12 protein-coding genes are annotated in these 12,304 nt (G+C 60.4%); 9 read left to right on the forward strand and 3 right to left on the reverse strand.

The genetic code is table 11. From position 1 onward, the window contains the following. Nucleotides 1–56: 56 nt before the first annotated feature. Nucleotides 57–1,367: an adenylosuccinate lyase gene (gene purB / locus AC0V6X_RS04410; RefSeq protein ID WP_486183376.1), complete on the reverse strand. Its 1,311-nt coding sequence runs from the start codon at nucleotides 1,365–1,367 to the stop codon at nucleotides 57–59. Between the two features lie 137 nt (nucleotides 1,368–1,504). Here purB and AC0V6X_RS04415 point away from each other — a divergent pair, with 137 nt between their 5' ends. Further along, nucleotides 1,505–3,724 (forward strand): FAD-dependent oxidoreductase, encoded by a 2,220-nt coding sequence (locus tag AC0V6X_RS04415; protein ID WP_486183377.1) that lies wholly within the window; start codon nucleotides 1,505–1,507, stop codon nucleotides 3,722–3,724. Here AC0V6X_RS04415 and radC read toward each other — a convergent pair. Further along, nucleotides 3,721–4,389: a RadC family protein gene (gene radC, locus AC0V6X_RS04420; RefSeq protein WP_486185511.1), complete on the reverse strand. Its 669-nt coding sequence runs from the start codon at nucleotides 4,387–4,389 to the stop codon at nucleotides 3,721–3,723. The two genes, AC0V6X_RS04415 and radC, sit on opposite strands and share 4 nt — an antisense overlap. Before the next feature lie 194 nt (nucleotides 4,390–4,583). Between radC and AC0V6X_RS04425 the strand changes: the two genes are divergently transcribed. The 8 genes from AC0V6X_RS04425 to AC0V6X_RS04460 all read left to right on the forward strand — a co-directional run bounded on the left by AC0V6X_RS04425 (nucleotide 4,584) and on the right by AC0V6X_RS04460 (nucleotide 11,258). Continuing rightward, entirely contained in the window at nucleotides 4,584–7,844 is a 3,261-nt protein-coding gene (locus tag AC0V6X_RS04425; protein ID WP_486183378.1) for an intermembrane phospholipid transport protein YdbH family protein, read from the forward strand. An 80-nt stretch (nucleotides 7,845–7,924) separates the two neighbouring features. After that, a complete protein-coding gene (locus AC0V6X_RS04430; RefSeq protein WP_486183379.1) occupies nucleotides 7,925–8,125 on the forward strand; it encodes a YnbE family lipoprotein in 201 nt (66 codons plus the stop codon). Nucleotides 8,126–8,179: 54 nt separating this feature from the next. Next, nucleotides 8,180–8,569: a YdbL family probable chaperone protein gene (locus tag AC0V6X_RS04435; protein ID WP_486183380.1), complete on the forward strand. Its 390-nt coding sequence runs from the start codon at nucleotides 8,180–8,182 to the stop codon at nucleotides 8,567–8,569. 139 nt (nucleotides 8,570–8,708) lie between these two features. Then, entirely contained in the window at nucleotides 8,709–9,044 is a 336-nt protein-coding gene (locus tag AC0V6X_RS04440) for an AtpZ/AtpI family protein (protein WP_486183381.1), read from the forward strand. Nucleotides 9,045–9,113: 69 nt separating this feature from the next. Continuing rightward, nucleotides 9,114–9,875, forward strand: coding sequence for a F0F1 ATP synthase subunit A (locus tag AC0V6X_RS04445; protein WP_486185512.1), 762 nt, complete (start codon nucleotides 9,114–9,116; stop codon nucleotides 9,873–9,875). A 63-nt stretch (nucleotides 9,876–9,938) separates the two neighbouring features. After that, nucleotides 9,939–10,175 carry a F0F1 ATP synthase subunit C gene (locus AC0V6X_RS04450; RefSeq protein WP_034958026.1) on the forward strand — a complete coding sequence of 79 codons (237 nt, stop codon included), beginning with the start codon at nucleotides 9,939–9,941 and terminating at the stop codon, nucleotides 10,173–10,175. Nucleotides 10,176–10,255: 80 nt separating this feature from the next. Next, on the forward strand, nucleotides 10,256–10,750 hold the full coding sequence (locus AC0V6X_RS04455; protein ID WP_486183382.1) for a F0F1 ATP synthase subunit B family protein: 495 nt from the start codon (nucleotides 10,256–10,258) through the stop codon (nucleotides 10,748–10,750). After that, complete coding sequence (locus AC0V6X_RS04460; RefSeq protein WP_486183383.1) at nucleotides 10,743–11,258, forward strand: F0F1 ATP synthase subunit B family protein; 516 nt, start codon at nucleotides 10,743–10,745, stop codon at nucleotides 11,256–11,258. Before AC0V6X_RS04455 ends, AC0V6X_RS04460 begins: the two co-directional genes overlap by 8 nt. 61 nt (nucleotides 11,259–11,319) lie before the next feature. On the opposite strand, the gene AC0V6X_RS04465 is transcribed toward AC0V6X_RS04460, so the two are convergent. Then, nucleotides 11,320–12,300: an NADPH:quinone oxidoreductase family protein gene (locus tag AC0V6X_RS04465; RefSeq protein WP_486183384.1), complete on the reverse strand. Its 981-nt coding sequence runs from the start codon at nucleotides 12,298–12,300 to the stop codon at nucleotides 11,320–11,322. Nucleotides 12,301–12,304: the final 4 nt, after the last annotated feature.

Genomic DNA, 12,304 nt, shown 5'->3' on the forward strand with positions numbered 1-12,304 from the left:
AGGGCATTTGCGCCCTGAGTCTAGCGTGGCACCTCAGTCAGTCCCCGAAGACACACTTATGCAAAGACGCGGGCGAAGATCGTGTCGACATGCTTGAAGTGGTATTCAAGGTCGAATTTCTCTTCCAGCTCTGCATCGGAAAGGGCCGCAGTCACTTCCTCGTCGCCTTTCAACAGTTCGAGCAGTGAGAGTGTGCCGTTCGATTCCCACACCTTCATCGCGTTGCGCTGCACGAGGCGATAGGCGTCCTCTCGGCTTACGCCTGCTTGCGTGAGGGCCAGCAGCACGCGCTGCGAGTGGACGAGGCCGCCCATGGCGTCGAGATTGCCCTGCATCCGCTCTGGGTAAACAAGCAGCTTCTCGACCACACCGGTCAGGCGGGCGAGGGCGAAATCGAGTGTGATCGTGGCGTCCGGCCCGATGAACCGCTCGACCGAGGAGTGGGAGATGTCCCGTTCATGCCAAAGCGCCACGTTTTCGAGCGCTGGAAGGGCATAGGCACGGATCATGCGAGCCTGACCGGTCAGGTTCTCTGTCAGGATCGGATTGCGCTTGTGCGGCATGGCCGATGAGCCCTTCTGCCCCTTGGAGAAGAACTCCTCCGCCTCCAACACTTCGGTGCGCTGCAAATGGCGGATTTCGACCGCGAGCCGCTCGATGCTGCCAGCGATGACCGCGAGCGTCGCGAAATACATCGCATGGCGGTCGCGCGGGATGACCTGGGTGGAGATCGGTTCGACGGTGAGCCCAAGCTGCTCGGCGACATAGGCTTCGACTTCGGGATCGATGTTGGCGAAGGTACCGACCGCGCCGGAGATCGCACAGGTTGCGACTTCCGCGCGCGCAGCGATGAGACGATCACGGCAGCGGTCGAACTCGGCATAGGCTTGCGCCAGCTTGAGCCCGAAGGTGACAGGCTCTGCATGGATGCCGTGGCTGCGGCCGATTGTGGGGGTGAACTTGTGCTCCTCAGCCCGCATCTTGATCGCGGCGAGCAGAGCGTCGAGGTCTTCGATCAGCAGGTCCGTCGAACGGGCCAGCTGCACCGCGAGCGTCGTGTCGAGCACGTCGGAGGAGGTCATGCCCTGGTGCATGAAGCGGGCCTCGTCACCCACTTGCTCCGCCACCCATGTCAGGAAGGCGATAACGTCGTGCTTGGTCACTGCCTCAATTGCGTCGATCGCTTCGACGTCAATCTTAGGCTCGGTCGCCCACCAGTCCCACAGCGCTTTGCCCGCGCTGGCCGGAACCACGCCCATCTCTCCCAGCTTTTGCGTCGCATGCGCCTCGATCTCGAACCAGATGCGATATTTCGCCTCCGGCTCCCACAGAGCGGTCATGGCGGGGCGGGCGTAACGAGGGACCATTGTAGCGGCTTTCCTGTTTGAGAATGATGTTGCTGGCGCGGCTATTGATGTGCGGCGCGCTTGGCAAGGGGGCGCATTGCTCTATCACCTGTAACCGGGGACGCCGATGGCGCGAATAAGGGGCAGGAGGAACAACCATGTCGAAGGCAGCGACCAGCGACGGGCAGCCATCGCGCGCGCCCGTCCCCAAAGCGGAGAGGCTTCAGGAAGAACGCTATCCGCCTTTCCTGCGTGTGACCGTGCGCCGGTGGACGAAGTGGTATCTGGAGGGGACGGAGAATTTCTGGCCGTTCTCTGACTTGGCGATCCGGTTCTTAATCGCGATGTGGTTCTTGCGCTCGGGTCTGGTGAAAGCTGCGGACTGGGAGACCGCACTCTACCTTGCAACGCACGATTATCCGGTCACTTTTATGAGCCCGGCTAATGCCGCAATGACGGGGCTGGCGATTGAGCTTGTTGGACCAATTCTGCTCATCTTCGGCTTCTTCACACGGCCCGCTGCGTTAGCCATGGCGACGCTGACGATCATTTCCCAGGCTGTCTATATACCGACCACGACCAACCTGATCGTGAGTGCCATGCTGATCTGGTATGTGTTTCACGGCCCCGCGGCTTTGTCGCTCGACCGTGTGCTGGCGGGCGGGCTCAAGTCAAGCGCGCTGCCGCTTGCGCGCCCGACGGTGGTTGCATGGGAGTATTCCCGCGAGCATCTGGCGCCGGTTGTCATGGCGGGTTTGAGGATCTGGCTCGGGCTGACGCTGATCACCTATGCTGGTGTTATTGACCCTCCGGTTGTGGTGCAGAACTGGCTCCCAACAACGATCTTCTCAGGCTTTCCAGATTGGCTTGCTTTGGTCGTCGCGTTTCTCTTCTTCACTGGATTTGCTGCAGTGGTCGTCTCATACGGCCTGTTGCTGCTGATCGGTTTCTACATGGTCACAGACGCGCATCCCAGCATCACCCTGTTTCCGTTTCTGTTCCTCGCGATCTACGAAACCAAGGGTGCAGGCGTGTTCTCGGTTGATCGAGCCATCCTCAAATGGCTTGAGGCAAACATCCTGTTCGACCGCGACTATTCGGAGATACCCGAGCGCTGGCCGCATGTTGTCGTTGTCGGCGCAGGATTTGGCGGATTGGCAGCTGTCGCCCGATTGAAGCGCCTGCCGGTGCGTATCACGCTGATCGACAAGCGGAACTATCACCTGTTCCAGCCGCTGCTCTACCAAATCGCCACGGCGACACTGAACCCTGCCGACATCGCAACCCCGATCCGCAGCCTGTTCCGCGCCGATGGCAATGTCCGTGTCCTGAAAGGCGAAGTGAGCGGGATCGACACCGATGCCAAACAGGTGACCTACAATGACGGCCAAGTGCTCGATTACGACAGGCTGGTGCTCGCGACCGGCGCGACGCACAGCTATTTCGGTCGCGATGAATGGGGGCCGTATGCACCCGGCCTCAAGACCATCGAAGATGGCGTGGCGGTGCGTGCAGAGATCCTTGGCGCATTTGAGAAAGCGGAGGCCTCGGGCGACCCGGAACGAATAAAGCGACTGCTCACCTTCGTTGTTGTCGGTGCAGGACCAACCGGGGTTGAGCTGGCCGGCGCCATCGCTGAGCTTGCCAAGGTCAATGTTGAGCGGGAGTTTCGCACCATCGATCCGGCAAGCGCTCGAGTGATCCTCGTGCAGTCGGGCGACCGAGTTCTCCCTGCATTCCCCGAACAGTTGTCAGCCGAAGCTATGCAATCGCTCGAAAAGCTCGGCGTCGAAGTGCGTTTGGGCGGGCGCGTAACGGAAATTGCCGAGGCGCATGTGCAGATCGGTGATGACACCCGGATCGAGACAGAGACTGTGCTTTGGGCCGCAGGCGTTGCCGCTTCGCCTGCTGCCAAGTGGCTAGGCGCAAGTGCGGACCGGGCAGGGCGCGCTGAGGTGAATGACCACATGCGCGTCATCGGGCCTGACGGTGAACCGCTCGAGGACGTCTTTGCTATCGGCGATACGGCTGCCAGCAGTGCGTGGGATGGCCAGCCGGTGCCCGGCCTCGCTCCCGCTGCCAAGCAGGCAGGATACTATGTCAGCCGCGTGATCGAGGCGGAGTTGCTCGACAAGGATTGTCCGGGACCCTTTGTCTACAAGCATCAGGGAAGCCTCGCGACTATCGGGCGCAAATCAGCCGTTGCGGATTTCGGGCGTTTCAAGATGTCGGGAACGCTTGCCTGGTGGCTGTGGGGCATCGTCCATGTCGGTTTTCTAACCGGAGCGCGCAATCGCGTGACGGTGGCGATCAATTGGGCTTGGAGCTTCTTTGCCAAACATTCGGGCGTCCGGCTGATTACCGAGAAGCAGGTTTAGAGTAGGCCCTTTGCGCGCAGGCTCACATGTCCCTCCCGCCCGACAATGACGTGATCGTGGACGGTCACGCCCAATAGCCGCCCAGCCTCCGCAATCTTCTGCGTGATCTGGATGTCCGCGCGGCTGGGTTCCGGATTGCCCGAGGGGTGGTTGTGGACCAGGATCAGGGCGGAGGCTCCCACATCCATCGCCTTGCGGATCACTTCGCGCGGGTGGATTGCGGCCTCGTCAATCGAACCGTCCCCAACATGGTGGTCGTCGATCAACCGGTTCTTGGTGTCGAGGTAGAGCACGCGCACGCGCTCCACTGTCAGATGGGCCATGTCGGTGGTGAGATAATCGATCAGAGTCTGCCAGCTTCCCAGCACAGGCTTTTGAACCAGCTCTGATCGAGCCATCCGACGCGACGCAACGGCGACGGCCTTCAACGCTGCGGCGCTGGATTCGCCCAAGCCTTTGATCCGCTGGAGCGCGCGGGGATCGGCGTTTAGCACGCCTGCCAAAGTTCCGAACTGAGCCAGCAATGCCTTGGCAATCGGCTTGGTGTCTCCGCGTGGAATCGCTGCGAACAGGAGATATTCGAGCACCTCGTAATCAGCGAGAGCCTCTGCGCCGCCTCTGAGCAACCGCTGGCGCAGCCTCTCGCGGTGGCCAAGGCCCGCCATCTTGCCGGAATCGGATCCGGACGCTGACGAAGAGGCTGGTTCTCCGCCGAAATCGAAGCCGTCTTCAGGTGTTTCTTCAGTCTGTGGCAATCTGCGCCTCACCACTATTTTACCAAGGCTCATCTTTTATTCCAAAGATTTGCCGCATCTCTAATTGCCTTTGGCAAGCGTTCCGCGCAAGTGAAGAGGCGAATATGCCCGCCGCTGAATTTCAATCCGAACCTGTTGATGCGCCTGAAACGGGCGTGAGCAGACGCGGGCTTGGCCTATGGCCCAAGCAGTGGCGGTGGCGGATAAGCCTGATCCTGTTGCTGATTATTGCTCTGGTGGCAGGTGCAGCGTGGCTTGGACGCGAGAAGATTGCGGCTGACTTTATCGACGACACGCTCGCGGCCAATGGGCTTGAGGCGAGCTATGAGATCGTCTCGATCGGCACAGATCGACAGGTCATTGCTGATCTGGTGGTAGGTGATCCCGCCGCGCCCGACTTCACGGCCGAGCAAATCGCGCTCGACATTGTCTACACAGTCGGTGCGCCGGAGATTGGCGGGATCGAATTGATACGCCCCCGGCTTTATGGGCGAGTTGTGGACGGTCAGCTCAGTTTCGGCAGCCTCGACCCGCTGGTATTCGCTGAGAGTGAGGAGCCTGCGGGGCTGCCGAACATCAACCTGTCGGTGGACGATGGCCGGGCTCTGATTGAGAGCGAATTTGGCGCAATCGGGGCCAAGCTAAGCGGCGAGGGGCGGCTTTCGGATGGTTTCACGGGCAAGCTGGCCGCTACAGCGCCTGGCATAGGCACTCAAGATTGCCGCGCGGAGGCTGCGACCCTCTATGGGGATCTCACCACGCAGAATGGCCGGGCGAGCCTTGATGGGCCGTTGCGCGTGCGCGAGCTGTCCTGCGCGGGCGCGAAGCTTGCCAGCGCGGATATTGCTGCACAGCTAACCGCTTGGGAGGATTTCAGCGCGGTTGATGGCAGTCTTGGCGTCGCGGCGCTGGGCCTCGGCTATGCGGGCGCAGATATCGCCTCGGTCGAAGGGCCATTGCAGGTGCTTTTCGGAGACAGCGAGGACAGTGGCTTGCGCCTTGGCCTCAGCCACGATCTTACTGCCACAGGGATAGCCACCGAATATGGCAGTCTTGGCAGCGCCACACTCCGAGGAGATGTGACGCTGCGTGACGATTTTGAGCGCGCAGAGTGGCGGTCGACCTTGCGTGGTTCAGGTTTGCGCCCCTCCGCATCAATCACGCAGGGCCTCGCTGGCGCGCGCGAAGCGGGGGAGGGGACCTTTGTTGGCGCTCTGCTGGGTAAGTTTGAGAACGGATTGACCAATGCGCTCTCCGAAGGAGCGCTTTTTGGCGACATCATCTTGCGCAACGATGCGGAGGGCTTTCGCGTCTCAATCCCTCAAGCCCGGCTTCGCAACGAAGCGGGTGAGGCCGTACTGGCCTTGTCACGATTCAGCTATGGCACAGGCGGAGCAGACGGGGAGGCGCAGCTTTCCGGCAATGTTCTGACGGGCGGCACCGACCTGCCTCTAATCAATGGCCGGATGGAGCGCCGTGGCGCCGGTGCGCTCGCAATGCGGTTGAGCATGGCGGAGTATGCTGCGGGAGATAACTCGCTTGAGATTCCCCGCTTGGAACTGCGTCAGAACCCGTCGGGCACGCTGAGCTTCAACGGTCTTGTTAAAGCGGCCGGAGCGCTACCCGGAGGCTCTGTGCGAGGGCTCCAAATGCCCGTGGAAGGAAGCTGGTCTGCACGCAATGGGCTGGCTCTGGGGACACGCTGTTTCAATGTGAGCCTCGCCGCTTTGGAAATGTCGCAGTTGTTCCTCTCGGACCGCTCACTACGCTTATGTCCCGAGGGCGGGGCGATGGTGCGATATCGCGATGCGCTCGAGATCGCAGCCTATAGCGAGGCGGTCGATATTGCCGGCTCCATCGGAGCAAGCCCGACGCAGATCACGGCTGAGCGCGCGCAGATCAACTATCCAGGACCACTTGAGGTGACAGGTCTTTCTGCCGTCATCGGCGAAGAGGGCAACGCGGTGCGATTGAGCGCTGCGGCCCTCAATGGGATCATCGGCGACACGATCGGCGGTACATTTGAGCAGGGCTCTGCTGCGCTTGATATCGTCCCGCTCGACTTGTCGGACCTTTCCGGAGAGTGGAGCTTTGCAGACGGAGCCTTGGCTATCACACAGGGCGCTTTCGTCCTTTCCGACCGACCGGAGCCGGAATTGCAGGCTGAGCCGCGCTTTGAGCCGCTGATCGCGCAAGGCGCGGTCTTCTCGCTGATCGACAACCAGATCAGCGCTGAAGCTGTTCTGAGCCATCCCGAGACGCAGACGCCGATCACCACTGTGACCTTGGCGCACGATCTGGGCACCAGCACGGGAAGGGCTGATATCGCAGTCCCCGGAGTGACCTTTGTCCCCAGAGGCTTACAGATCGAGGATCTCTCTCAACTGGCCGAAGGCGTGGTCGCATTTGCCGACGGAACTATCACTGGCAGTGGTGAAGTCACATGGGATGGCGATGCAGTTGAGAGCAAAGGGACTTTCGGCACCCGGGACTTCGACTTCGCCGCCGCCTTCGGTCCGGTTTCCGGCGTGCGCGGAGAGATAGTCTTTGACGATCTCATCAGTCTCACGACCGCACCGGGGCAGGTGGTTGAGGTTGAATCGGTCAATCCTGGCATTGAAGCTTTGGCGGGCCGGATCGAATATTCGATGACCGGCGGTCAGTTGATCGCAGTCAACGATGCGCGTTGGCCTTTCATGGGCGGAGAGCTGATCCTACGCCCTGTCGATCTCAATTTCGGCGTAGGCGAAGGGCAAAGCTACATCTTTGAGATCGTCGGGCTCGATGCCGCCGCTTTCGTGTCTCAGATGGAAATGGACAATCTCGGCGCGAGCGGCATTTTCGACGGCACGATCCCGATCTTCTTCGATGAGAATGGGATTGGCACAATCGAAGGCGGTCTGCTCATCGCTCGACCCCCCGGAGGAAACGTCTCTTACGTTGGAGAGCTGACCTATGAAGACATGGGCGCGATGGCGAATTACGCGTTCCAGTCACTTCGCTCGCTCGATTACAGCCAGATGAGCGTCGACCTAAACGGAACAATCGGCGGCCAGATCATCACCAATATTCGGATGGACGGGATCAGGCAGGGGGAGGGCGCGAGCCAGAACTTTGTCACCCGTCGTCTCGCCAAGCTGCCGATCCGGTTCCTAGTCAATGTTCGCGCAGAAAACCCGTCGGCGCTGGCTCTGATCCTGCGCGGGATTTTCGATCCTACCGTTTTCAACACTGATGCTGGGCGCAGGAGCCTTGGCCTCGACGTGGTGGAGATCGAGGCGCCAGAAGACGCCAGCACGCAGCCCAACACTGAACTCCCATCTGAATCGGGCGTTCAACCTTCAGAAAGCGACAATCTGCAATGAAGCACATGAAATTGACCCCGAAGAGCGGCGGTGTCACACCTCATACAGAGGGCGGAGCGTCGTCTCACAGGGGAGAAGACATGGTAAGGAGCAACCTTGCTACTGGGTTGAAGTTGGGCGGTGCGCTTGTATTCGCGGGCGCGCTTTCCGGGTGCATCAATATTTCAGCGCCCGAAGAGCCGATTGTGATTGAGCTCAACATCAACATTCAGGCCGAGGTGCTCTACCGGCTGGCAGATGACGCCGAAGAAACGATTGATGAGAATGCAGATATCTTTTGATGGAATGCTGACCGAACAGGCCAGCTCGTTGAAAGATTGGAGGAAATACGCGCTATGACTATGATCCGGAACACACTGTTGGCAGCCGCCGCTGGCTTGGTGGCTTTCACTGGCTTTGTCGCGCCTGCCTCCGCACAGCGCGACCCGGCCTATGCGGCCGCGCGTGCCAATGGCACTGTGGGTGAACAGATCGACGGCTATCTCGGCATCGTGGGGGCTGAGACGCCCGAGCTGCGTGACCTCGTGAACAGCATCAATATCCGTCGCCGCGCTGTCTACACGCGTCAGGCTCAGCAGAACCAAGCGACGCTGGAAGAATATGCGACCACCGCTGGCTGCGCAGCGATCGCGCGCACTGAACCGGGTGAGAAGTATCAAGCCCCTGATGGATCGTGGAAAACTCGCACGGCGGCCCCGCCGGAGCGTCTACCCATCTGTCCGTAGAGCGGTTCTTCACGCATCCAGGCGTGCGGAAACAGCAACACCCCACCATTGACTCCAGAATCGCCCTCTTCTAGGGGGCAGGCGCCCTTGGCGGACACCTTGTTGTCCCGTGTCTCGCTCCCCGTTAAAGGAAGCTTGCATGAGCGACGAGAAACCCGCCCCGGAACCCATCGCTGAGGATGCGCGGATCGACGCGCTCGAAGCGCGGCTTAAAGCCGCACGAGAGCGCGAAGAGGAACGCAACCGGCCAACGGTGCAAGGGGTCGATGCGAATTATCGCAGCGGCAACCGAGTGCTTGCGGATCTGCTTGGTGGTGTTTTTGGTGGCAGCGTGATGGGATGGCTCTTCGACTGGGTCTTCGATACGCTTCCATGGGGTCTGTTGGTTGGTCTGTTCCTTGGGATAGGCGTGGCCTTCAGAAACATTATTCGCGCGGCAAATACGCGTCCTGAGGACCCTGATGGGGACCAATAGTCGGGGCGCGTTTTTACAGTTACTAGGGATTTTCAGATCGTGGCAGCCGAAGAAGGCAAAGTCGATCCGATGAAGCAGTTCCAGATCGAGCCTATTCTTGGCTCGGACAACTGGGATATTGCTGGCTTTGACATCGCATTCACCAACTCCGCGATGTGGATGGCGATTACGACCGTCCTCATCTGGGTGTTCGTCGCGGGCGGCATGAAGCGTGAGCTGGTGCCTGGGCGCTGGCAGATGGCTGTGGAAAGCTTCACCGGCTTCATCGACGACATGCTGGAAGCCAACATCGGCAAGGAAGGGCGCAAATATGTGCCCTATGTCTTCAGTCTGTTCATGTTCATCCTGTTTGCCAACCTGCTGGGCCTTGTGCCCGTCGGTATCATTCCGGGTGTCCACGCCTTCACCTTTACCAGCCACTTCACCGTTACCGGTGTGTTGGCCGCGATCAGCTTTTCGATCGTCCTGATCGTTGGCTTCTGGAAGCACGGCATCAAGTTCTTCACGCTGTTTGTGCCGCACGGCACTCCGGCGGTGATGGTCCCAGCGATTTTCCTGATCGAGCTGTTTTCCTTCCTTATCCGCCCGTTTAGTCTCGCGCTGCGTCTGTTCGTGGCGATGATGGCGGGTCACGTCTTGCTCAAGGTGCTCTCCAGCTTCGTCATCGATGGCATGAATGGCGGTGTCGGCACCAGCCTTTTGGTCGCCGCGCCCAGCTTCGTCCTGATGATCGCAATCAGCGCGCTGGAGATCCTGGTCGCAGGCATTCAGGCTTACGTCTTTGCGCTGCTCACGTCGCTCTACATCAACGACGCCGAGCATTTGCACTAAAGTTTCAACAACCGTTTTCAATTATCTGATTTTTCAGTTTTTATTTCCCAAGGAGTTTTTAAAATGGATCCTGTTTCAGCAGCCCTTATCGGTGCAGGTCTCGCAGCTATCGGTGCCGGCATGGCCGCCATCGGCGTGGGCAACGTGTTCGGTTCGTTCCTCGAGAGCGCTCTGCGCAATCCGGGCGCAGCAGACGGTCAGCAAGGTCGCCTGTTCATCGGCTTCGCCGCTGCCGAGCTTCTCGGCCTGCTGGCCTTCGTTGTCGCGATGATCCTGATCTTCGCCAACCCGGCTGCTTAAGTCATTGATTTATAAGGCGGACGGCTTCGTTTGAAGCCGTCCGTCGGATGTGTTTCATCAACTAACTCGGCAAGGCCAACATGCCTCAAATAGCTCAACTGCTCGATACCTGGTCCAGCCAAGTCTTCTGGGCGCTGGTGTTCTTTGGTATCACCTTCTTCCTCATCGGACGGGGCATGGTCCCAAAGGTGATGGAGACCGTGGGCCTGCGCGACAAGCAGATCGCTGACGACCTCGCAGCCGCTCAGGCCGCGCGCGATGCAGCAGACGCTCAGGAAGAGGCATGGCGCGAGCGTGAGAACGCTAACCGTGCCAAGGCGCAAGGGCTGATCGCAGAGGCGAAGGCTGACGCGGCGGCTGCTTCGGACAAGAAGCTGGCCGCAGCACAGAAGCGTCTCGACACAAAGCTTGCCAAGGCAGAGGCCGATATCGAAGCCGCGCGCAACGCTGCGATGACTGAGGTTGAGGATGTTGCGGCCGAGGCAACACAGGACATCGTATCGCGTCTCGCAGGCACCAAGGTCGACAAGCGCACTGCGCGTGTCGCCGTGAAGAAGGCGCTTGCCAATGTCTGATTTTGCATATCTCCTCGTCGCAGATGGGCCTTCCGCATTTGGTGTGGATTCCTATCAGTGGGTCTCGCTCGCGATGCTCATCCTGATCGGTGTGTTCGTCTGGAAGAAGGTTCCCGGCATGATCACCGGCGGGCTCGACAGCAAGATCGATGAGATCAAGGCCCAGCTCGACGAAGCCAAGGCGCTGCGTGCCGAAGCTGAAACCCTTCGCGACGAATACGCCGCCAAGATCGCCTCGGCTGAAAAAGACGCTGAAGCCATGATGGAAGGCGCTCAGCGTGAAGCCGACGCCATCCTCGAGAAGGCCGCTGCCGACAGCGAAGCGATGGTCGCCCGCCGCAAGCGTATGGCCGAGGACAAAATCGCCGCTGCCGAGCGTGATGCCATTGATGGCGTGCGGGCAAGCGCTGCGAATGCCGCCGCTGCCGCTTCTCGCGCGATCATCGCGGACAAGCATGACAGCGCTGCGGACAAGGCTCTGGCGGACGAGGTCATCTCGTCGCTGTAAACACTCGCTATTTCTGACATTGAAGAGGGCGGCCTGCAGGTCGCCCTTTTTCGTTTGTGGTTTAGCTTCCCGGCTCGAACACCACTTTGCCGACGAGCTCGCGGTTCGCCATCGCCTCGAAGCCCTCGCGCCAGCGGCTCAAGGGCAGGGTGCGGTCGATGACAGGCTTGATCCGTCCGTCCTGCGCCAACCTAGCGATTTCCGCGTTGATGGCCGCCCCGCGTTCGGGGAAACGCCGGGCATATTCGCCAGCGCGCAGGCCGACGATGGAGAACCCTTTGATGAGCGGAATGTTGGTCGCGACCTCTGCGATGCGCCCGCTGGTGAAGCCGACCACGACCAGCTTACCTGCGAATGCGACCGCACGGGTTGCCTCGTCAAAGACATCTCCGCCCACAGGGTCGAAGACGATGTCGCACAACGCGCCGCCGGTGAGCTCTCGCACTTGCTCGCGCCAACGGCCCTCGGCGACGATCACGGCATCGGCGCCGCTCCCTTGCTCGATCAGGGGCACCTTGTCGGAGGAGCCAGTCGCGGCAATCACCTTCGCGCCGAGAGCCCTGGCGAGATCCACAGCGGCAAGCCCAACCCCTCCGCTCGCACCCGTCACCAGAACCCATTGGCCATCCTGAAGGCCGCAGAGCTCGACCAAGCCCGTATAGGCCGTCGAGTATGCCGCGCCCATAGCAGCTGCCTCAGCATCGCTAAGTGCAGGGAGGACGGCCGAAAGAGGGCTCGCTGGAATGCTGGCAAACTCGGCGAAGGCGCCGGTCTTTTGCCCACCCATTACACGATCACCGGGCTGGAAAGGGCTGTCCGCATCTGCCTCAATCACTTCACCAGCAAATTCGAGCCCGCAGGTGAAGGGCACCTCCGGTTTGAACTGATAGGCGCCTTGCGTCATCAGCAGATCGGGGAAGTTCAACGAAGCCGCGCAGATTCGGACCAACACTTCGCCGGGCTGACGCTCTGGCGGAGCGATATCGGCAAGGACAACCCCGGAGAGATCCTCCGACAGTCTCTCGACTCTCAGCGCCTGCATGACA

The sequence above is a fragment of the Erythrobacter sp. S267 genome (assembly GCF_057365045.1).